The 22,351-nt window shown below is 43.9% G+C and carries 21 protein-coding genes; 6 read left to right on the top strand and 15 right to left on the bottom strand.

Going from position 1 to position 22,351, the window contains the following annotated elements; genetic code table 11:
* Nucleotides 1–73: 73 nt before the first annotated feature.
* The 3 genes from DLM75_RS18900 to lon all read right to left on the bottom strand — a co-directional run bounded on the left by DLM75_RS18900 (nt 74) and on the right by lon (nt 4,402).
* Entirely contained in the window at nt 74–547 is a 474-nt protein-coding gene (locus DLM75_RS18900) for a Dps family protein (RefSeq protein ID WP_118970057.1), read from the bottom strand.
* A gap of 182 nt (nt 548–729) precedes the next feature.
* Nucleotides 730–1,854 (bottom strand): DegT/DnrJ/EryC1/StrS aminotransferase family protein, encoded by a 1,125-nt coding sequence (locus DLM75_RS18905; RefSeq protein WP_118970058.1) that lies wholly within the window; start codon nt 1,852–1,854, stop codon nt 730–732.
* A 46-nt stretch (nt 1,855–1,900) separates the two neighbouring features.
* A complete protein-coding gene (lon, locus tag DLM75_RS18910) occupies nt 1,901–4,402 on the bottom strand; it encodes an endopeptidase La (protein ID WP_118970059.1) in 2,502 nt (833 codons plus the stop codon).
* 742 nt (nt 4,403–5,144) lie between these two features.
* On the opposite strand from lon, the gene DLM75_RS24850 reads away from it, so the two are divergent.
* From DLM75_RS24850 to DLM75_RS18930, 3 genes are all read left to right on the top strand, one after another.
* Entirely contained in the window at nt 5,145–5,276 is a 132-nt protein-coding gene (locus tag DLM75_RS24850) for a hypothetical protein (protein WP_277738624.1), read from the top strand.
* A gap of 27 nt (nt 5,277–5,303) precedes the next feature.
* Nucleotides 5,304–5,816, top strand: coding sequence for a VOC family protein (locus DLM75_RS18920; RefSeq protein ID WP_118970061.1), 513 nt, complete (start codon nt 5,304–5,306; stop codon nt 5,814–5,816).
* Nucleotides 5,817–6,149: 333 nt separating this feature from the next.
* Entirely contained in the window at nt 6,150–7,598 is a 1,449-nt protein-coding gene (locus DLM75_RS18930) for a pectin acetylesterase-family hydrolase (RefSeq protein ID WP_118970142.1), read from the top strand.
* 68 nt (nt 7,599–7,666) lie between these two features.
* Here DLM75_RS18930 and DLM75_RS18935 read toward each other — a convergent pair whose 3' ends face one another.
* From DLM75_RS18935 to DLM75_RS18945, 3 genes are all read right to left on the bottom strand, one after another.
* A complete protein-coding gene (locus DLM75_RS18935) occupies nt 7,667–8,260 on the bottom strand; it encodes a hypothetical protein (protein WP_118970063.1) in 594 nt (197 codons plus the stop codon).
* 266 nt (nt 8,261–8,526) lie between these two features.
* Nucleotides 8,527–9,132, bottom strand: coding sequence for a putative Ig domain-containing protein (locus tag DLM75_RS18940; RefSeq protein WP_118970064.1), 606 nt, complete (start codon nt 9,130–9,132; stop codon nt 8,527–8,529).
* Nucleotides 9,133–9,417: 285 nt separating this feature from the next.
* Nucleotides 9,418–10,890, bottom strand: coding sequence for a hypothetical protein (locus DLM75_RS18945; protein ID WP_241547986.1), 1,473 nt, complete (start codon nt 10,888–10,890; stop codon nt 9,418–9,420).
* A 314-nt stretch (nt 10,891–11,204) separates the two neighbouring features.
* On the opposite strand from DLM75_RS18945, the gene DLM75_RS18950 reads away from it, so the two are divergent.
* Nucleotides 11,205–11,789: a beta-class carbonic anhydrase gene (locus DLM75_RS18950; RefSeq protein WP_118970065.1), complete on the top strand. Its 585-nt coding sequence runs from the start codon at nt 11,205–11,207 to the stop codon at nt 11,787–11,789.
* Between the two features lie 119 nt (nt 11,790–11,908).
* Here the strand turns inward: DLM75_RS18950 and DLM75_RS18955 are convergent, their stop codons facing one another.
* Nucleotides 11,909–12,943, bottom strand: coding sequence for a zinc-binding dehydrogenase (locus DLM75_RS18955; RefSeq protein WP_118970144.1), 1,035 nt, complete (start codon nt 12,941–12,943; stop codon nt 11,909–11,911).
* A gap of 249 nt (nt 12,944–13,192) precedes the next feature.
* Here DLM75_RS18955 and DLM75_RS18960 point away from each other — a divergent pair, with 249 nt between their 5' ends.
* Complete coding sequence (locus DLM75_RS18960) at nt 13,193–13,783, top strand: PaaI family thioesterase (RefSeq protein ID WP_118970066.1); 591 nt, start codon at nt 13,193–13,195, stop codon at nt 13,781–13,783.
* Between the two features lie 229 nt (nt 13,784–14,012).
* Here the strand turns inward: DLM75_RS18960 and DLM75_RS18965 are convergent, their stop codons facing one another.
* On the bottom strand, nt 14,013–14,336 hold the full coding sequence (locus tag DLM75_RS18965) for a DMT family transporter (protein WP_118970067.1): 324 nt from the start codon (nt 14,334–14,336) through the stop codon (nt 14,013–14,015).
* Between the two features lie 185 nt (nt 14,337–14,521).
* On the opposite strand from DLM75_RS18965, the gene DLM75_RS18970 reads away from it, so the two are divergent.
* Nucleotides 14,522–15,196 (top strand): glutathione S-transferase family protein, encoded by a 675-nt coding sequence (locus DLM75_RS18970; RefSeq protein WP_118970068.1) that lies wholly within the window; start codon nt 14,522–14,524, stop codon nt 15,194–15,196.
* Nucleotides 15,197–15,200: 4 nt separating this feature from the next.
* Here DLM75_RS18970 and DLM75_RS18975 read toward each other — a convergent pair whose 3' ends face one another.
* The 7 genes from DLM75_RS18975 to DLM75_RS19005 form a co-directional block, all read right to left on the bottom strand.
* On the bottom strand, nt 15,201–17,312 hold the full coding sequence (locus DLM75_RS18975; protein ID WP_118970069.1) for a sensor histidine kinase: 2,112 nt from the start codon (nt 17,310–17,312) through the stop codon (nt 15,201–15,203).
* Nucleotides 17,313–17,428: 116 nt separating this feature from the next.
* Entirely contained in the window at nt 17,429–18,163 is a 735-nt protein-coding gene (locus DLM75_RS18980; RefSeq protein WP_118970070.1) for a histidine phosphatase family protein, read from the bottom strand.
* A 10-nt stretch (nt 18,164–18,173) separates the two neighbouring features.
* Entirely contained in the window at nt 18,174–18,569 is a 396-nt protein-coding gene (locus DLM75_RS18985) for a DUF6285 domain-containing protein (RefSeq protein ID WP_118970071.1), read from the bottom strand.
* Entirely contained in the window at nt 18,559–19,599 is a 1,041-nt protein-coding gene (locus DLM75_RS18990; RefSeq protein WP_118970072.1) for a phosphotransferase family protein, read from the bottom strand. Before DLM75_RS18990 ends, DLM75_RS18985 begins: the two co-directional genes overlap by 11 nt.
* Nucleotides 19,600–19,621: 22 nt before the next feature.
* Nucleotides 19,622–20,797 carry an acyl-CoA dehydrogenase family protein gene (locus tag DLM75_RS18995; protein WP_118970073.1) on the bottom strand — a complete coding sequence of 392 codons (1,176 nt, stop codon included), beginning with the start codon at nt 20,795–20,797 and terminating at the stop codon, nt 19,622–19,624.
* A 70-nt stretch (nt 20,798–20,867) separates the two neighbouring features.
* The gene (locus tag DLM75_RS19000) at nt 20,868–21,167 is read right to left on the bottom strand and encodes an ArsR/SmtB family transcription factor (RefSeq protein WP_118970074.1); all 300 of its coding nucleotides are present in this window, start codon (nt 21,165–21,167) and stop codon (nt 20,868–20,870) included.
* A 40-nt stretch (nt 21,168–21,207) separates the two neighbouring features.
* Nucleotides 21,208–22,281 carry an SMP-30/gluconolactonase/LRE family protein gene (locus tag DLM75_RS19005; protein ID WP_118970145.1) on the bottom strand — a complete coding sequence of 358 codons (1,074 nt, stop codon included), beginning with the start codon at nt 22,279–22,281 and terminating at the stop codon, nt 21,208–21,210.
* Nucleotides 22,282–22,351 lie beyond the last annotated feature (70 nt).

The raw sequence follows: 22,351 nt of genomic DNA on the forward strand, positions 1-22,351 counted from the left end.
TTAAAATAAAGAAAGGGCATATCCGCGGAACGAATATCCCCTTTTTTGATTTCAATTTAAACCGAAATCAAGTTTATCGAACTTCCAGCATACTCCGTAGCATCCATGCGGTTTTTTCGTGTACTTCCAACCGTTGTGTAAGAAGATCCAAAGTTACTTCGTCTCCACCTTCGTCTGCAATCGGTAAGAGCGCTCTTGCCGTTCTGATTACGGTCTCATGTCCCGATACGAGATGACGGATCATATCTTCGGCATTCGGGACTCCCCCTTCCTCATGGATCGAAGTCAACTTTCCGAGCTGATTCGAAGAACTTGGAGCGAAAAAACCCAAGGAACGAATCCTTTCCGCAATCAGATCGATGGATAACCAGAGTTCATTGTACTGTGTTTGAAACATGAGATGAAGCGTGTTGAATTGCGGCCCGGTCACATTCCAGTGATAACTGTGAGTTTTAAAGTAAAGAATGTAAGTATCTGCTAAGAGCTTTTGCAATCCCGCATTGATCGAATCTCGATTTTTTTCCGTAATTCCTATATCTATATTCATTTTCAGATCCCCCTATTTTATATTAGACCGTATACAAGAAAGGACAAGAAAAATCCGCGGAAATCTTTGGTATTCTGTCCTACTTTTAAGATGCGGGAATCTTAAGACTCCGTATTTGAATGACAACCGTTTTTTGAGAGGAACAAAGGAGCGGAGAGTCCCGCTCCCTCAAGATATGGAAATTATTTTTTTCGAGAATTATATTCTCGAATCGCTACAAAAACTTCCTCCAGCTCTTCGTCTTTCATGTAAGGAAAAAGAGGATAGTTGAGAACGGAAGCGCAGATTCTTCCCGTTAAATGTTTTTCTCCGAATTTGCCTTTGATATAAGGTTTCGCTCCGGGTTGATCGCTCATCGCTCCAGGATAAATATTTCCGAAGCCGATTCCCTTTTCCTTGAGAACTTCTTGAATATTCGGCCTTTCCTCCGGAGTGGAAAGAGTCACGTTGCAATAGCCGTTTTCTTCGTAGTCTTTAGGAGGATGAATTACCTGAATTCCAAGGCTCGGTAGTATTTCATAATATTTTTGTGTAGCATTCCGACGCGATTTGATTCTCGCTTCGAGATGTTTCAGACTGATGTTTAGGAACGCCGCTTGTAGCGTATCCAGTCTCGAATTCCAGCCGACGTCTCCGTAAGCGTAATGGGAAATTCTTCCGTGATTGGAAAGCATTCTTACCTTATTCGCTAATTCTTCGTCATTCGTAAAAACAGCGCCGCCATCGCCCGCACCGCCTAACACCTTCGCCGGATAAAAGGAAGTTGTGCTGATCACCGCGTCCTTATAAATGGATTCGCCTTTGTATTTCACTCCGAAACACTGAGCGCCGTCTTCCAAAAGAGGAATCCCTTTCGATTTACAGAGTTTACGAAAATCTTCGATCCGGGAAGAACCCCAACCGTAGAGGTGAACGATCATCGCCGCCTTCGGTTTTACTTTTTCGACCGCTCTTTCAAATTCCGTAAAATCCATCTGGAGATCGTCCGGATTCGTATCGACCGTATAAGGATCGGCCCCGACATTCACGACCGCTTCAAAAGTCGCCCAAAATGTGGAATCCGGAAGTAAAACCGCGTCACCCTTCCCCACTCCTAATGCTCTCAGTGCCAACTGTAGCGCATCGGTTCCGTTCGCACAGGCGATGGAATACTTTGTTTGAGCGTATGTCGCAAGATTCTTTTCAAGGAGGGAAACTTCCTCACCTCCGATAAAACTCGCGTTTTTACTGAGAACCTTTACTTTTTCTTCCCATTCTTCCAGTAACCCCGGTTCAAACCTCTTGATATCGATAAATGGAACGCCCATTAGGCCTCCTGTTTTTTTAATTTATATTTAAGAATATTCTAAAATACTATTTCTTCTTTTGTTTGCCGACGGACTTCTTCTTTGGGGAAGAATTTTTTAATGCGACCTTCTTTTTCTTCACCGTTTTGCGCACTGGAGATTTTTTCGACTTCGGCGCGTTTTCGAGCGAAGGATTTGTCTTCGGGAGAATCTTTTCGTCGAACATCAACTTAGCCACTTCCTCGAATCTGCTTACCGGAAAGAAGGACATTCCTTTCTTTACGTATTCCGGAATTTCTTCCAGATGCTGAAGGTTGTCTTTCGGATAGATGATCTTATGAACGCCGACTCGTTTTGCGGCGACGATCTTTTCACGAAGTCCTCCGATCGCGAGAACTTCGCCCGTAAGCGTTATTTCTCCCGTCATTCCAAAACCGGGTTTGACTCGAGTATTGAGGGCCAGAGAAAGAATGGCCGTCGCCATCGTAATTCCTGCGGACGGTCCGTCTTTCGGAGTCGCTCCGTCGGGAACGTGCAAGTGAACCGTTTTGTTCGCAAAAAGATCGTCTCTATTTAAGAAATTTTGAATATAGCTTAGAGCGATACTCGAAGATTCTTCCATAGTTTTTCCTATCATCCCGGTAAGAAGAATCCCACCTTTTCCTTTGATAAAGAGCGCTTCGATCAAAAGGGTTGCTCCTCCAACCGAAGTCCAAGCGAGTCCTAGCGCGGTTCCCGGCACAAGAGCCTTCACCATTCTTTCGTCCGTAAACTTAGGAACTCCTAAAAATGTTTCGAGATCCTTCTCGTGAATCACTTTCGGAAACGATTCCTTTTTGACGATTCTCATGGCGATTTTTCGAACGAGTTTGTCCGTAACCTTTTCCAAACCGCGAACTCCGGATTCGCGGGAATAAGAATCGATCAACGCGACGATCGCCTTTTTATCAAAATCGATTCCGTACGGTGCGACTCCGTTTTTTGTGAGAACTTTTTTCCAGAGATACTTCTGAAAAATCTGGACCTTTTCATCCGTGATATAACCGGAGAGATTGATGACTTCCATTCTATCCAAAAGAATTCTGGAAATGGAATCTAACGTATTCGCGGTCGCAATAAAAAACACATTCGAAATATCGAATGGAAGATCGAGATAATGGTCCCTAAAATTTTTGTTCTGTTCCGGATCCAATACTTCCAAAAGAGCGGAAGCGGGATCTCCTTGGATTCCCACGGCGAGTTTGTCGATCTCGTCCAAGAGAATCACACAGTCTTTCTCTTTTGTTATGCGAAGTCCAGAAATGATCTTTCCTGGCATGGAGCCGATATATGTTCTTCTGTGTCCTTTGATCTCCGCCTCGTCCCTCATACCGCCGACCGAAAAACGGAAGAATTTTCTTCCCATCGCCTCGGCGATCGACTTTGCGATCGAAGTTTTCCCGACTCCCGGAGGGCCTACGAGAAGAAGAATCGTACCTTTTTCGTCCGCCTTCAACTTCTTAACCGCGAGGAATTCTAAGATTCTATCTTTTACGTCTTCGAGTTTGTAGTGATCTCTGTCCAGAGTACGTTTGGCCTTGTCGAGATCGATTTCCCTTGTGGGAGCGGATTCCCAAGGAAGGGATTCTAAGATGTCCAAGTAATTTCGGATAACGTTGTAATCGCCCGTGTTCGGATCTGCATAAGAGAATTTATCCAGTTCTCTCGTGACTTCTTCGATGACTTCCGGATCCGCGTTGATTGATTTGAGGCGTTCCAGGAACTTTTCGTATTTCTTTTCGAACTTATCGTCTTTGATTCCAAGTTCGTTCTGAATCGCTTTGAGTTGTTCCCTAAGAAAAAATTGTCTCTGTTGTTTATCGATCTTGTCTTGGATCTGATCCGAGATTTCGCGTTGGATCGATACAAGTTCGATTTCTTTTTTTAGGAAGAGAAGAACCTTTTCGATTCTTTCCTTTAAGACATTGGATTCGATGACAGACTGATATTCCTCTTTTTCGAGATTGAGGATGGAACAGACAAAATCAGCCATCTTTCCGGGCTCGTTTACGTTGAGCATCGTAAGTTTCATCTCTTCCGTAAAAAGAGGGTTGTTCTGAGCGAGTTCACGCGTCATCACGAGAAGGGTTCTCATCATCGCCTTGATCGTGTTCTTCGGCGCACCCGGTTCTTCCTCGGGATACGTTACCTTTGCGATCAGAGGATCGTTGCTCGTATAAGAATTAATTTTAAAACGACGTACTGTATTGATAAGGATATTGACTGCACCGTCCGGTAGATGCACTTTTTTTAATATCTTTGCGACCACTCCGAACTGAAAGATGTTTTCCGAAGTTTCTTTTTCGTTCTCTTCGTCCTTAAGAAGAACAAGACCGAGAAAGGAATTGCCTTTGAGAGATTCTTCCACTGCCTTCGCAAACTTTCCGCTGGGGACGATCAAGGGAGTGATGATTCCCGGGAAGACGGGGCGCGACTTGATAGGAATTAAAAATAGTTCCGGCGGTAAGATCGAATCCAACGGGACGATCAGGTTCTCTTCGATTCCGGATAAATCCTCTAATGGTTCCAAAAGGTCTCCTATTTCCTAAAAAGTTCCGACAAAGGCCGGATTTGTCCAGGTTCCTACAGAGGAAAGGATTCTCAAATAAAATCCGAGCCATTCTCCTCCTAAAATCGTTGAGCGAATGAGACAGAGGTGTCTCTTTTTTGAGAAAGGGTTGGGAAATTCGGGGGAGTTCCCGCATTCAAAAATGGGAAAAAGCAAGGATCGGAATCGAAGGCTCCGAAAAGAAGGAGTTCCTACTTTTTAAGAAAGTCCACCAACATTGAATGTGAATTTCAAGTCTCTTCAAAACGTGTTCTGTTCTTCAAATGTGGGAATTCTTTCTCTTTCAGTGTTGCGTTTGTCTTGAGTCGTAAAGGGATATTCGCGATCGCTCCTACAGAGTTTTGTATTTTGTTCCCTCTTTACACTTTAAAAAAAGGTTTCATCGATTGAAAATGCGGGAGTTCCCGCATTCCAGGTTTTTCAAGGCAAGATTTGATTCTTCTAAATTCTCATAGGAGTTCCCGCACGCAAAGTTTTCAAGACAAGATTCGATTCTTCAAAATTCTCATAGGAGTTCCCACACGCCAAGTTTTCAAGACAAGATTTTATTCTTCAAAATTCTCATAGGAGTTCCCACATTCAAAAGATTCATCGCAAGATCCGATTCTTCAAAATTCTTATAGGAGTTCCCACATTCCAGGCGTTCGGATCAAGATCTGATTCTTCTAAAAGAAATTCACGAACCGGAGATTCTCTTTTTCAAATGAGAAAAATTGAAAAGAATGAAAGGAAACCGAAAGGATCGATTTCTTTGGATGGACAAAGAGAAGCAAACCAGGATTCTTTTGCCGTAAAATGTTCGAATCGCTCTCACGACAAGACGATCCATTCGTAAAGAGAGCCCGCAAAAAAGGAGAAAACTATGGCGACTGCAAAGAAGAAAACAAGTTCAAAAAAACCAAAAACCGGCGGAACAAAAATCGAGTTTGTGAGTGCTCCGTCTCACACAATCACACCGTTTCTCATGTTCAACGCGAATACCGAGGAAGCCGCGAAATTCTATGTTTCGATCTTTAAGAAATCCAAAATCATCCAGGCGAGTCCGATGCGCGCGGAATTCATCCTGAACGGCCAAAAATTTTACGCTTACAATGGAGGGCCTGAATTTCAGTTCAATTGGGGGGTCTCCTTCATGATCAGCCTAGAGACGCAAAAAGAAGTCGATTATTATTGGAACGCTCTTCTCGCAGACGGAGGTAAAGAAAGTATGTGCGGTTGGCTTCAAGACAAATACGGCTTATGGTGGCAAGTGACTCCAAAAATTCTCATTCAACTCATTTCACATAAAGATCCGTCGAAGGCCGAACGAGCTATGCAAGCGATGTTGAAAATGCAGAAAATTGATATTGCGGCGCTCCAGCTTGCAGTTCGTTAATGCGACTTCAGTTTCTTGCCCTGAACAAACGTCTTCCAATAAAGAATCTGCAAACAAATTCAGGTTCTTCGAAGAATTGGACGGAAGTTCATTCTTAAGAAACGAATCAAGTGCCTTGAAACGATATACGAAGGATTTCTTCATCTTTGAGTTAAGAAATCCTCGCATTGAAACGATTTCAGAATGAAAAAGAATCGTTTTGGAATGAATCAACAATAGAACCAAGACTCTCCGCCTTTGTTTTTCTCGGTATCGGTTGACTTTCCTTCCCATCTACTTTATACTTGGCCAGTCAAAAAAATAAGAACGAGTGAAGGAATAGGAGTTCAAAAGATGAATCAAAAGATTCTATGGACCATGGCAATTTGTCTTGTTTTCACTTTCGGTGCATGCAAGAATAACGACGATAAGGATGAAGATAAGAAAATCTTAGGTTTGGTTGTAGCAAACTTTCTCTACAACCCTTACGAAAAGATCACACCCACTGCGGGAACGATTACGGTCTCCGGCGCCAATTATACGAATCGGACCTTCAATCCTTCTTGCACGGGAGCCGAAGGAAACACAACGTTTTCTTTATATAGAAAAAAAGTTACGACTTCGAATAAGAAGCTCCTCATCAACTTTATGGGTGGCGGAGCGTGTTGGAGCGGATACAACTGTTTCGGAACCAATACCACGACTTACTTCAATTCTCTCAATGCGGTACCGGATCTCTTCGTAAAGGTTGCATTCCAAGGAGTGATGAATTCCGGAAACGCATCCAATCCCTTCAAAGATTACGACGTCGTTTTCATCCCGTATTGTACGGGAGATTTGCATTTCGGTTCTAAAGATATGACTTACACGAATCCGAATAACGGCACGGCTACGGTGGTCAAACACAGGGGATACGATAACGTCCTTGCCACGTTAAAATTTATTCAGACCGAATACCCGGGAGTGGAGAATGTGTTCGTGACAGGTCAGAGCGCGGGAGGATACGGTGCGCTCCTAAATTACCCGATCGTAAGAGAAACGGTAAGAGGTCTCAACGCATCAGTAAAAGTGAATATGCTCGCCGACGCATCCAATGGAATTGTTCCTGCGGGATTCTTCGCAAACCTAAGCACACAATGGGGAGCCGACCCGAATATCCCGACTTGGGTAACGGGAATCGCGGCGAATTATCTCACGGCGGGAGGTCCGTCCATCCAAGATTTTTTCACGAAAGTTTCCACGTTCTATGCGACGGACAAGACGGGACAGTATACGGCCTTGTTTGACGGGAATCAGAGGTTCTTCTATAAGGTCATGAACATCATCAACGCGGCACCGACCTATTCGGATGCAAAGACTACGGATCCATATGATTCTTCCAAAACCTATTCCGCGTTATTCGGAGATACGGACGGAAGTACTGTCCCGGACGGAACTCCGGCTTCGACGGATGGAGCGACCTGCGGTTGGTCCCAACAAGCAGTCACATCGATGAACGGGATCTCCGGAGGTGCGACCAACTATTCCTACTATATCGCTCCCGGTGACGTTCATACGATCACGACTTCGGAAGACATGTATGGAGTGAGCGCGGGAGGAACCAATTTTGTAACCTGGCTAACGACTCTTGCCTCAGGAACCAAACCCGGAAATACGAAATGTTCGAATAACGGAGGCAATTGTGTGAACTCCAACTTCAACAAGAGTAGAATCAATCTCGGGCTCGGAGTGGCGACTTCGGATCAATCGTACGGAAACGCAAAAGATCTCCTTACAACCTGTGGAACGATCACAGGACTCTAAATAAAAAAATCCGCGCGAATCGAAAAGATCGGCGCGGATTTCTTTTTTCAATTTCGAAAAACGAAAAATCAGTTCGGCGTTACCGTCAGACGAGCGGCGGTGGTGGAAATGGAAGCTTTCAAGCCTTGGCAGGAAAAGGGAGACGAGGAAGCGATTCCGTTCACGGTAAGCGTATATTGACTGTTAGCCGAAGCGTTGATGTCCAAAGTTGCGCCGGTTGCGGAACTCGTAAGAATCAAAGTGTTTCCCGGATCTTTTACGGTGATCGAAAAATCAGTGTAGTTCGAGTTACACTTACTGGAACTGTGAGTTTGAGATCCGTTGAAAGCAGTAAGCTTATAACTTCCTGCTTGTGCGAATGTCAAAGTGGGAGCTCCGTTTTGATCGGCACAAATGGCAATACTTTGACCGGCAGGAACGTTGATGTTCGTCGGGCTCAAACTAAAACGGGTTGCGCCGTTACAAGGATTGAGGAGAATGCTGGCAAAGATGAGATTCTGAAAAAGTTCGTCTGACTTTTCTTCGTCGGTCTGTTTCGGCTTACAGGAAACAGCGAAGATAAGGATCAAAAGACTCAAGAATAAATTTCTAAAAATTTTAAAAATCCCGAACGAACCTCCTTGAAACGAATTTGAACGATTTACCGGATGAATTTCCTTCATTTGTATTTTCCTAAAAGTATGTTTAACATTTGTTATTCTGAACCAGATGAAGTTCGGTCAGAACCTCCAAAAAAAAATCGAATTTTGAAAAAAAATTTAAATTAAGGATTTGGAATATGAATTAGGGCGGCGGACGGGCTCTCCGCTTCAGTCAATTTATTGAACATCTACCGAAAAAGGAAAATCGTATGATTTGCAATAAATTGACTCCGCATCGATCCCTGCCGCAGGTCTTCTTAAATAGAATCTATACTAGTTTAAGAGAATTAATATCCGCACTCAGAAGCCGCTTTACATGATGAAAGTGTATTGTAGCAAAATGTTGAATTCGTACAACTGAATGGGGCACTTGGATTAGCGCATCCTCCTCCAGCACCGACATTGCTACAGGTGAGCGAGCCTGCTGCGAAAATATTAACTGTTGTTGCCCCCGTGATCGTATAAGGGGTTGAATTATTTGGTGTAATCGTAACCGCATAATTAACCGTCAACGCACCCTGCGCAGTAGGGGTTCCAACGATTGAGCCGCTAAAGGAATCAGACCGAGCTGAAAAAGTTAAACCTGCTGGCAATGCGGAGGTTGCAGTGAAATTGCTAAACTTGCAATTCTTATTAGCGGTGATTGTGGAATCGTTAGTTAATCCAGGAGCTGTATAATAAATTCTCGAAGAATTAATCGCTGTTCCAACCTGCCCATTTAACGAGGCAGAAACAAGAGAAATGTTTGCCGGACATTGTTGTGCGACTTGAGATTGATACAATCCGAGTAATTGAATTAATAAAGGAGTTGCATCATCTTCTTTTTTCTTTCCATCATCACAAGAGCCGAGAGCCAAAGAGAAAAGTAAAAACAATAGAAAAGTTTTTTTCACCGTAAGATCCTATCTAAAAACGTATTATTTACCATTGCTATTCCTTCATACCGAAAAGACGGTCATCCAAAGATGAAAAAAAAGTAGAAATTATTTTTTTATAAAGGAAATCGTCTAACGGATCCAATGTGATAAACGTTCAAAAAAAGAACAGGAGTCCAGAATCCATTTGAAGGATCGAAATAAGAATTGTAAGAATGCAGGAAAAGTTCAATCTAAAGAAAGGACGTAATCTTGAAACTTAAAATAGATTCTATGTCGATCCCTGCCGCGTCGAAAAAATAATTAGATATCTTTGATAATCAAGTCCATCAAACGGATAAAAATCTTACGGATATCGTCTCGCGCTTCCTCGGAAGGAAGAACCTTGTGATTCCAGATTTTGAGTCCGAAACGGATGAAAAAATTATCCAAAAATTCGGATTCGACGTGGGTTTTTAGAAGGGTTTTTCCCGAATCCCGATTCCAGGAAAGAGCTACTTTGGTTCCCTTATCTCCGTTCGCGTGAACGAGGGTTTCCGTAAATTCGTGGATGATCGATTCCAAGTTTCCGGGAATGACTAAATTGATCGCCCAGGCAGGAATCACGTAAGAAAACCCGCCCGAAACCTCGAACTTTTCGATCTTTGTGATCTTAAAAGAAAGGGAAGCGCTTTCGGGATGATTTACTAAAAGACCCGAAAGAAGAATCTCAGGATTTTCGAGTAAAAGTCCGTAGAGATTCGCTTCCAGGGAAACCCGGACCTGAAACGGAAAATGGTTCAAGGATGAGATCAAAAAGGAATCGTCCGGAAATAAATTTCCCTTCGAATCATACGGAAGAATCTTTCCGTGTTTCGTGATAAATTTAAACGATATGTCCGGTGTTTTCGAATTGAGACGAATTTCTGCCAACGTTTTTCCTTTCGGATTTTCCAATTTGATGTTTACCCAGCCCAGATATTTAATGGAATCGAGATAATCGCCTAACTCCTCATAATCGTCCGAAACATTTCTCGAGACGAAGCCCTTAAAATAAAACTTCGTGATCGAACCTTCTCCGTTTGTTTTGTCTTCGCTCAAAACCAAAAGCGATTCCAAACCGAAATAATAGTTTAAGAATTTCGCCAGATCCGGAAAGGATTTGGACAAGTCGTTTAACACTTTTCGAGCTTCCGGATGATTCACTTTTTTGAATATAAGAGTCGCCGGTGCATCGATCTGTTTCACATTCTGGGGATCCAAAAACTTGAGTGAGGATTCCATCGCCATCAAGGCGTGTTTATGCGTAAAAGGACCTAAGTGAGTCATCAGATCCAAGTTACCGGAATAGGAAGTTCCGCTATAAAGCGGTTTCGGATTGTGTCTCAAATCGAATTCGGCGCTAAAATCTCCGAAGGAAGGAACCGAGATCATTTTCATCCTTTTTTCCTCAAGGCTTACCTTATAACCTTCTGGCGAAAATTTTCCCTTATAACTCACCCAATGAGTGCCGTCCTCATCCTTCTGAAGAAATTCCGAGTTATAGAGTTTCTTCAACTCGAACTTCTCCAAAGACGCCTCGATATAATTATGAAATTCTAATGCTCTTCCGTCATACTGAACCTTCTTAGCAACTCCCCTTAAAAACCCGAGAAACTGTTTTGAGATTTCTCTTCCATCCGGCCCGATCGAATGAGGAATATCCTTCAAGGAGAATGCGCCTAAGACCGGCAATACGAGAAGGACGGAAATAAGAGCCGAACCGGGAAGAAAGAGTTTCCGAATCAGAGTTTTCACAAAATCACCTTTATATAACGAATGATATATATTACGAAAGAATTCTCCCTACCCTAAATCCCAATTTTTAAAAAGCAAGATTTTTATAACGATCGCTACAGAAATGAAGAACTCCCCGCAGTTCCGGCAAAATAGGAGTTCCCACTTTCCATGCAAAGAATTCACGATAAAACAGACTCTCGCGATTCAAACCAATCCTACTGGAAAAAAGGTTGCGAATATCAGAATAAATTCTCCTTTTTATTTGACTTTTATTTGTTATACTAGATTTATTATCCGTTATAACGAAATAAATTCTTCGGAGGACAAAAACAATGTCTGGATTAGTACAAGAAGTGGAATCTGCAAATGCACAGTATTCCAAGGATTTTGGTGAAAAAGGAAACTTGTCGCTTCCACCGGCGAGAAGATTTGCCATTCTCACTTGTATGGATGCCCGTTTGGATCCGGCAAAATACGCCGGCCTCTCCGAGGGCGACGCTCACGTAATTCGAAACGCCGGCGGAAGAGCATCCGACGACGCAATTCGTTCCCTTGTGATTTCCTACAAACTGCTGGGAACAAAAGAATGGTTCGTGATCCATCATACGAATTGTGGAATGGCGCTTTTCACAGACGTCCTCATTCGTAATCTTCTCTCCAATAGCCTGGAAACCGCTCAACTTACGGAAGCAGGATGGAAAGATGTGGGGAAAGGTCCCGGTTCCAAAGAAGCGGAATTTGTAGACTGGCTTACGTTTCCCGACGAATTCTCAAGCGTAATCGACGACGTAAAACGGATTCGAAATCATCCTCTGGTTCCTCAGAACATTCCGATCTACGGATATGTCTACGACGTCAAAACCGGAAAGCTGATTCCGGTAAAGGAAGCGATCGAAATCGGAAAGGTTGCCGCCTAACGCGCATTAACGGAAACTCGATCCATTTTTAAAATTCGAATTCTCAAAATTTAAGAATGGGTCGAACTGATTGTTTTCTTTATTAAACCGAACTCGATTACGCGACGAAGAAACGATCCTTAACTCGGTTCGATGATAAATCGGATCGGATTCCCCTTTCTTTCATCCAAAGCCTCCAGACATTCATTCAAATCTTCTAATGGATGATGCGAAGTGATCGAATGTGTCAAATTGATCTTTCCTTTCAAATATAAATCGATCAACTCCGGAATCGCTCTTCTGTCCGAACCATAGGATCCGGAAACCGATATCATCTTTTCGATGAGTATAAACGGGATTTGAAATTTTAACGGTTGTCTTCCGATTCCAACGAGTACGATTCTTCCTCCGGGATTCATCGCCCGCAACGATTCTTCGACATTGGACATATAACCGGAAAAGTCCGCGAGAAGATCCACTCCCTGACTCACTTCTTTCAATGCCTTTCCCGGATTTCTCACTTCTTTGAGATTGATCACTTCGTCCGCGCCGTATTTCGCGGCGTTCTCAAGCGGTCCTTTGTCGACGTCGAGCGCGATCACTTTTCCACTCGTAAGAGCCCTTGCCACAGCGACCGCGTGAATTCCCAAACCGCCGCATCCGAAAATGGCAACCGTATCTCCGTCTACGATATTCCCCCGATATCGAATCGCGTGATAGGGAGTTGAGACAGCATCCGCAAGAATCGCACCTTGATCGAAGGGAATCGCATCCGGCAACGCATAAAGATAACGCTCCTCGACTACGTTGTATTCGGCGAAACTTCCATCCCGGTCAAAGCCGAATACCCCCAATTCTTTACAAAGATTTTCATGTCCGGCTTTGCAATAAGCGCAAACACCGCAGGAAGTTCCTGCCGCGATCACAACTCGGTCTCCTTTTTTAAAGCGACTTACATTCTCACCCACTTCTTCGATCACTCCGGAGGATTCATGACCGGGAACTCTCGGAAAGTGTTTGCACTTAAGCGTTCCATGCACGACGAGATGAACGTCGGAGCCGCAGATTCCGCACGCTTTGATTTTTACTTTTACTTGTCCCGGCCCCACGCTTGGCACCGAGATGTCTCGGATCTCTAAGCTTCGTTTTCCGGATTCTAAGATTGCGGCTTTCATAAAAATTCTCCCTTGATAAAACGCAACGTAGATTAAGATCCCAAATCTCTCAGTCAAGGTGAATTGAAAAAGAATGAAAATTCTAATCCAAATGAATTCGAGTCCATAGAAACGAACGTTTAGGAACTCCGAAATTTTCGCGCTTTTCTCACTTGAATCCATACCCTCGAATTTTTTCATGGAAGAAGAACGTTTTCTTTGTTCGTGGACTACGAAGGTAAGAATCGAAACTTCTTCCGGAGGAAAATAATGGAACCTGAGACAATCTACCGGGAGATCAGAGCCAGTCAGAACGGTCAAGACTGGCATCATAAAAACTGTTTTGGTTGTGGTCCGGATAATCCGAAAGGAATCCACGCGAGTTTTCCCTTTCACGAAGAAAGTGGAGAAGTTCGATTCCCGTTTAAGATAGAAAAATCGTTCGAAGGCGCGCCCGGTTACGCACACGGTGGAGTGCTCGCGACTCTTCTTGATGAAGCGCAAGGTGTTCTTTGTTTTCATCTCGGGCATTTCGTTATGACCGATCAACTGTATATGCGTTATCACAAAGCGGTTCCTCTTCAGGAAGAAGTCGAAGTCCGTTGTTGGGTGACGATGGTTCGAAGAAGAAGACTTTATACGAAAGCGAGCATTCATCTTTCCAAAACTGGGGAACTTTTAGTTTCTTCCAAAGCTCGTTGGTACGATATGTCCGAAAGAACGATGCGTAGAATGTTCCAAGGAACCGTCTTCCCCATCGACGTTCTTCTCCAAGTCTTGGAAGTCAACCAGAAGCGAGGGAAAGAAATCCGGAAGCGTCTGAAACGTCAAAAAGCAAACGCCGAACTCAAAGAATCGTAAAAAAACAAAACCCTCTCTTTGTTTCCAAACCTTTTCTCCGCAACGAAACGGTTCGATTCTTTTCGATTTCGATTTCGATCGAAAAATTATAATTGAATCCTGGAAATCTACGTTCCTCTCAAGATTTATTCCCGGATCGGCCCCGCCTTTCGAGTCCAAAGAGAAATGATCCATTCATTTTATAGAATATTCTTATTTTAGAATGTTCTATAAAACTAAGTTTTTAGAATCAAGATTCCGAGACGAGGAATTTAAGACCGAATACGGAAAGAATCAATGTGGATAGAAAAAAACCTCTCCAGAAGTCCAAAGGTTCCCCGTGAAGAACAACCCCGACGATTACCGTTCCTACCGCGCCCAATCCGGTCCACACCGCGTAGCCCGTTCCGATAGGAATCGTTTGAATCGCTTTGTTTAAGAATACGAGACTCAAGACCGCCGAAATTCCGAAACCGACGGTCCAAATCGGCTTTGAAAAATTCTCGGAAAGTTTCAGACAAGTAGTAAAACCGATTTCAAAAGCGGAAGCAACGATGAGATAGATCCAAGCCATAAATCCAATGTTTAAAAGAAGGCCTCGCTTACAAGTTCATTGTTACTTGAACGGTTTCTAAAGGGAAATCGGACATTTCAAAATTCTTCTTCTCACAAATTGTAACTTTTTTGGATACAACCTGACTTAAGAAAGTCTAACTAAAATAATCAGTACGGATTTCCGGAAACAAAAGGAGAAAGTCATTGATAGAATTATATACGGCGTCGACCCCGAATGGAAGGAAAGCTTCCATCATGTTAGAAGAATTAGGAATTCCTTATACAGTTCACCCGATCGATTTCGGCAAATTGGAACAGAAGGAAGAATGGTTTTTAAAGATCAATCCGAACGGAAGAATCCCGGCGATCATCGATAAAGACAACGGGGACTTTCCTGTTTTTGAATCCGGAGCAATTCTTCTCTACTTGGCTGAAAAGACGGGAAAGCTCTTACCAAAAGATCCGAAGGAAAGAAGCGTCGCGATCCAGTGGTTGATGTTTCAAATGGGCGGCGTCGGCCCGATGCAAGGTCAGGCCGGAGTATTCTTAAAATACGCTCCCGAAAAAATTCCTTTTGCGATCGCGAGATATCAAAATGAAACCAAACGTCTTTATTCCGTTCTAGATCGCAGATTAGGTGAGGCGAAATACCTCGGAGGAAACGAACTTTCCATCGCGGACATTGCGACCTGGCCTTGGGTGAACGTTCACGACTATATTGAAATTTCTCTGGATGAATTTCCGAATCTAAAACGCTGGGATGAGGAATTGGCAAAACGTCCCGCTTTTATTAAAGGAAAAGATATTCCGAATAAAGTGGAATACAAAAAAGACGAGGAAGAACTCAGAAAGAAAGGCCAAGCTATATTAGGAAAATAGAATTCTACTCAGAATCGGACCTTTGGTTCGAAATCGGCAATACCACAAAAAAAGTGGTCCCGTGTTTTGAAGTTTCGAAGGAGATCTTCCCGTTATGATCTTCTATGATTCTTCTACAAATATCCAGACCGAGTCCTGTTCCCGCGCCGGAAGGTTTTGTGGTAAAAAAAGGTTCGAAGATACGATCACGAATCGTGTCTTCGATTCCTCCTCCGCTATCCGAAATCGATACGACCCAAGTCTTCGGAGTTTCTTTACAAGATATCTTCAGTTTCCCTTTGTAATTCATCGCATAAAGCGCGTTACCGATGATGTTCGTCCATACCTGGGTGAGAGCTTCGGCGTTTCCCCATACCATGGATATTTCTGGCATATCCCTTTCGACTTCCACTTCCGTCTTGTATTTAGAATAATAAAGAGTAAGAACCGTTTCCAGTTGTTTTCGAATGTCTACGAAAGTCATCACAGTTCCGGAACGATCCTTATACGCGTATTCCTTCAACGCCTGAATCACTAGGGAAGCTTTTTCGGCGGCTTTTTCGATCGTAAAACTCGCCCTAGCAAGACTCGAAAGTGAAAGCGCATTCTGTGCGATCAAAAGAAGATTGTCTTCTTTGTTTATATTTTTCGAAATTTCCGCTACGTCTTCGGGACTCATACCCAAGTCCGTAAGGATATCCGCGATACGCAACGCCTCCCCGATTCCCTGTTCGCTTAACAAAATGGAGATTTTTTTCCTTTTACTTCTTTCCTCTTTCGTATCGTAAAATTCCCTGGGAGCGATTCCTTTTGCGAACAAGATTTCCCATATCGATTTTTCGGACTCCGTAAAACCCGAATAATCTCGAAGTAATCCTTCCCAGGAATTGTACAGGACCGAACGAATTCCTTCATTGGAAGAAACGATCGCACCCAATGGGGTGTTGAGTTCGTGGGCGATGCCCGCTACCAATTGTCCGAGCACGGCCATTTTTTCGGAACGAATCAATTGCGCCTGTGCGTTTCTCAATTCTTCCATCGCTTTGAGAACTTGGTCGTTTTTTGAGATGAGATATTGATTTACGGTTCTTAATTCTTCCGTTCTTTTTGCGACGATTCCTTCCAAATCTTCGTTGATGGATCGGATTTTTTGTTCCGTCTCCGTCATCTCGCTTACGAGAAAACTTTGTCTCACACTCGCAATCACAACCACGATCGTGGTTCCGGTCCAAGCCACGATTCTCACGCCTTGCGGAAATCCTGGAAGAGTTCCCGCGAGTACGATCGTGATCGAACTCGCCACGACTTCAAACAAAGGAAGGAGCCTTAGAGCCGCTTCGTATCTTCTTTCCCAAACCGGACTTTCGTTGAATCTAGGAAACCAAGTCAAAGATCCGTAGCCCATCACGAGTGCGGAAATCGAAAAACAGGCGTTGAGCAAAGTTCCGTCCGGAGGAATCTCGGATATAAATAGAGCGTTCCACACCAACCAACAAAAACCGGTGCCCCAGGTTCCTAATAAAAATAAAAACCAATAACGATCCGGTTGAAGACGAAGAAGCGGGATCAAAAGAAGTCCTAACGCGGCGGCGGTCAAAAACGAAACGGGATGATTGATCAACGGAAGAAGTTGGGGAATACTCACACCTTCCCTCTGCGGCAGATACAATGCCAGAGAAAGTGTAAGAATCGCAGTGGTCAATCCGAGCGCGTCGAGTACAACCGCTCGTATTTTCTCCTTATTACATTCAATAACTATAATGGAATAACCGATCACAAAACAGGGAGCAACCAGAGGAAAAAGATAATCGCTCGGAGTGGGCGTAACGTAGTAATCTAAATAAACTTGAATCGCCCAGGAAAGTTGTCCGAGTGCGTTTGCGGAAAGACCAAGAGCAAACCAAAGTCGAAAACGATGAATCCCTCCTTCCGCGGCGATGTAGCCGATCCACGCGAGAACCGCCGCACAAACGTAGGAAATCGTCCAATGAATATTATCGATCAGCCTATCCGTGTTTCGTTCTTCATAGTGGTAATTTCCTAAAAAGGAAACGAATACAAGGATCGAACTCATCCAAAATATCCAAATTCCGACTTTGGGTATCGAAGTCCGAGAATGACTTTGTTGTATTGGCATCAGTCGCTCACAAACGACGAACAGTATGAATGTGAATCATTCTTTCCGTCGATCCATTTTCTCATAGATAGGACTTTCAAAAAAATAATTCTAACTCAAAAAGTTAAGAAAATAAACTAAAAGAGAGTACGATCGCTTTTTTCGAAGAGATGAGGAACTCCGTTGATCGAAACAGGAAGATACTTTCCTCTCACCCAACGAAACGTGCTGACGGAAGTATTCCAAATCCAAGGCATCCAGGCGAAACAATCCTCATCCTGACGCAAAAGCCGATTCAATACTAAAGATATAGGAGTCCCCGATGTGAAGATAAAACTTCGTTCCTTATCGGAAGGCGAAAACCAAACATTAGAAGAATGGAATACTCTTTTCTCGAAAGCGGAAAAAGTCTCGATCCCTTCCGGAGTGTCCTTTCCTTCTTTCCAGATTTTGAGAATTTCCTCGGTCAATTTAAAGAACAAAGCCGCGGATCGAATTCCTCCCTTGAGTCGAACCTTGCCGAACTGGAGGAGGGTCTTTTCGAAGTCGGTTCGCCGAGACGCGATCAATTTGGAATAAGAACCCCAGAGTTCCGGTGCGAATTCGTTCCAACCTGAATCTCTATGCAAAAAGGATTCGATGGAGAATTTTTCCTGTTGCCCCACGACCGACTTCACTCCTTCCAAAAACGATTCTCCGGTTTCTAAATGTCTACGCATGGTTCCGGTGATGATTCGATCCGGAATTTCTCCGTTAGTCGCCATATGACGACCCAGAGCGAAGGCCTGTTTTTTTCCGTGAGAAGTGAGAAGATCGTAGTCCGATCCTTGAGAATTGGCCTGACCATGACGAACAAGATAAACGACGGACATGAATTCTTTCTTAACTTTCCGTAGTGAATCTAGGATTGGTCACTTCTACCTTTTCTCTCACCGTCTCCTTAACGTGATTCCAATATTCGGAATCCTCGATGGATAACTTTTCCTTTCTGATTCTATCGCGAAGCTCTAAGTTCCATGTATTTGCGAGATTCTTTTTTTCGTTGAGAGTGGAAGGGAACGAAGTTGCCTTTTTTAAGAGTTTGGAAAGTCTGAGAAGTTCTTTGTCGAGCGACTCTTCTCCGGAACGGATTTCTCTGGAGATCACCCCTAACATATTCCAACTTACTAATGTTTTATAGGATAAAAGATCCTTATCCTTAAACTGCGGAAGAACTTCCTTCATTAGGAAATCCTGAATCGCTTCCAGAAGATCCGTCGAGCTCGGCTTATCTTGCATTTTCTATGATCCTCATCGCTTCGTATTCCATTTCGCACGCCCTTCTTCCGATTGCGGCCAATTCGATTCCTTTATCTTTTCCGGAAAGATGTCTTTCCGATTGACCGATACAACCGATCGCCCATCTAAGATTTCCCATCACTTCCCAATAGGTAATCATTGAAGGATCCAGAGTCACGCCCGAGGCTTTTTCATACGCTTCGTAGAATTCAGAACGATCGGCGAAACCTCCCGCTTCCTTATTCAATTTTCCGAATCTCCAGTCCCTCATACAAAGCCAAGTGAGATCTTCGTGACGATCCCCCCAGTGCGCGAATTCCCAGTCTACGATTCCTTGGAGACCGTCCGGAGTGACCATAAAATTCCCTGTCCTAAAGTCTCCATGGATAAGAACGACGTTGTCCGAAGGCTTGGCGTTTTTCTCAAGCCAGTTGAGAATCATCTCCATAGCGGGATAACTTTCCGTCTTTTTTTCCAATTCCAAACGAAGAGAATGAATCGATCCGGTAGCGACGGTCTTATCTTTCGAATCTTGTCCCATCCAAAGAACTTTTTTTAACTTCTCGTCCTTACAGCTCTCCGGTTTTACGGAATGAATCTTCGCGAGATTTTCCGCAAGGTCCAACGTGAGTTGTTTACGAATTTTGTTAAGCGAAGGGTCCTTTACGATATATCTTCCGGTCGCCTTACCGGAGATTTTCTGCATAAAATAAAACGGACTTCCGGTTACGGATCGATCGGTTTCAAGCCAAAAAGGTCGCGGAGTTTTGACTCCGGCTTTGTAAGCGAGATCACAAACCCCGAATTCGTCTTCACGACTCAGGGAAGCCAATAAAGCCGCGCCCTTGTCCGTTCGAAATACGGTTTCATACGATCCCTTTTCCGGTCCGTCCTCGACCTTGAGTTCCGCCAAAAAATTTTCCTGGCAGGCTCCCCCGCTCAAAGAGACCATCGCCTGAATCTCCGTCTTTCCCTTCAATCGTCCGGAAAGATATACTTCCAAAACGTTTTTTAATTCTGTATCGTTCATATTTTTAGTAAATTCTAATATTCTAAAATTCGTGTTTGCCGCTGACCAGATTTCGTCCGATCACCATCTTATGAACCTCGCTCGGTCCATCGGCGATTCTTGCGGCTCTCGCGTCCCGGTAAAAAAGCTCCAACTTCATATCTCGTCCGTAACCGTGGGACCCGCAGATCTGAATCGCTCGATCGATCACTTTGCAAAGGGTTTCTGACACGCTCCATTTCGCCATCGAGATGATTAGTCTTGCGTCTTCTCCCGCTCTGAGAGTATGGGCGGCCTTGAGAGTCAGCATATATCCCGATTCTATTTCAAGCGCGGATTCAGCGAACATCCATTGAATTCCCTGGTGATCCGCGATTCTTTGCCCAAAGACCTGTCTTTTGAGCGCGTATTCTCTTGCGATTTCTATGGATCTTCTCGCGAGTCCGAGCCATCGCATACAGTGCGTTAGACGAGCGGGACCCAAACGTTCTTGGGACCATTTAAAACCTTCGCCAACTCTTCCGAGAATCGCAGACTCTGGAACTCTTACGTTTTCGAATTTTAATTCGCAATGACCGCCGGGCCCGTGAGAACCCATCACTCCGATTTCCCGAACCATCGTATAACCCGGAGTATCCGTCGGAACCAAGAACATCGTGGTTCTTCTAAAAGAATCGGCCACCTTGGACATTACGATCAAAAACGAAGCGCCGTTTGCACCCGTACAATACCATTTGTGTCCGTTGATCACGTATTCGTTTCCGTCTTTGACGGCGTTTGTAAAAAGGGTTTGAGGATCGGCCCCTGCGCCGGGAGGAGGTTCGGTCATCGCAAATGCGGAACGAATTTTTCCCTGAGTTAAAGGATAATAATATTTCTCTTTTTGTTCTTTGTTCGCGGCGATATGCAGAAGATGCATGTTCCCTTCGTCGGGTGCGTCGCAGTTGCAGAGATACGGTGCGATCGGAGATCTTCCGAGTTCGGAGAAGATGATGGCGGTTCCCACCATGTCCAAGCCGAGTCCGCCTTCCGACTTAGGAAGATGCGGAGTCCAGAGTCCGAGTTCTTTTACTTTTTTACGGAGATCTTCCGTGATTTTTTCCGGCATTCTTCCGTGATCGTAATCGTAATGATCCTCGGCGGGAATCGCGTAGTTTTCCACGAAATCGCGAACTCTCTTTTTAACCTCTTCCACTTCCGGCGGTATTGTAAAATCCATCCTTCCTCCCCTTTGATATCGGCGACTTATATATTTATATGTTCACACTCATCGACATATCGCAAATTTTTTAGGCTTCTAAAAATTTTACAACTTCTTTTAGAGTATCTACGATCAACGTCTTATCAACGGAGTAATAGATTTCTTTTCCTTCCTTCCTGGATGAAACAAGATTTAGAAGTTTCATCTTGTTTAGATGATGAGAGATCGTCGTTCTAGAAATATCGAATTCTTTTGCGATATCTCCGGCTTTAACCTCGCGATGACAGGAAAGAATTTTAGCGATTTTGAGTTTTACCGGGTCGGAAATCGCGGACATCAGCTGAAGGGTCGCCTCGGTTTCGAAAGGAAATTTCTTTTTTTTCTTCATTCTTATTTCTTGATGGAATCTTCTCCGCAATCTCTCTCAACTACGGGTTCAATTTGTATTTTCCGATTCGATCATTGTGAAGACTCCCTAAATAGAGAAAACCATTTTTATATTTTACGGAAGTGATCGCTTTCAAATGTTTTCCACTGGGTTCTTGAAAACTACGAAGCGGCGTACCGTTTTCATCCAAAAGAAGAACGAATCCGTACGGTTGCGCTTTGGGCCAGAGAAATTTCGGAAGTTTTGCGATGAATGTTTTCAAACCCGGACGAGGATGCAGAATGGAATCCATCAATGAATTTCGAACCGTAAAAAGCGCCAGATAAAAAGTTCCGTTTCCATCGGAGGAAATGTTGTCCGGAAAACCCGGAAGATTTTCGATAAAAAAATCGTTCTGACCCGCTTTCGGTCCTTTTAACCAGTAACGTCGAATTCGATAACGATACGTTTCATTCACCAGAACGAAATCCTCGTTTTGGGAAAGAGCGACTCCATTCGCAAAGTATAATTCTTTTAACAAAACCTCCGTTCTTCCGGTGGATGGATCGTATCGTAAGAGTCTTCCGTTCGGTCTCGCTTCCATCAAGTCGTAGAGATATTCCTGACTCCCGTATTTATCGGAGGCGTCCGAAAAGTAAACGGTCCCATCCTTTGCGACGTCGAGATCGTCCGTAAAACGAAACGGAACACCTTCCGCTTCCGTGGTGAGAACTTTAATCTCCCCTTTCCTTCCAATCTCCAGAAGACCTTTGTCCGCATCGGCGACGATCAAACGCCCGTCCGAAAGAAGTTTGTTACCCAAGGGTCTTCCTCCGGTGGCCGCGTAGGCTTTGACGTTTCCTTCGGGAGAAATATGTACGATCTTTCCGTTTTCACAAGAAGTAAAGACGTTTCCATGATCATCCACTTCCATGTCCTCCGGACCTTGAAGTTTTCCCGGCGCGATCAGTTCCGCGTTCACTAACAACTGGTTAGGTGCAAACGCGCCTTCCATCAAAGGAGGAATAGGAGGATCGTAAGCAACGGGGTCGATTGGAGAAGGTGTAAAAAACGAATACCCGATTCCGGATAAGATAAGAATTGAAAAAACGGCAAGAATCCGAGTCCGGTTCATGCTTCCTCCCTTGTCGCTTGAAAGACCCCAAAGAAATAACGGAGACAAAAGAAGAGTCAACTTGATTTTA

Origin of the sequence: Leptospira stimsonii, from assembly GCF_003545885.1 — a bacterium.
GTDB classification, from domain to species: Bacteria; Spirochaetota; Leptospiria; order Leptospirales; family Leptospiraceae; genus Leptospira; species Leptospira stimsonii.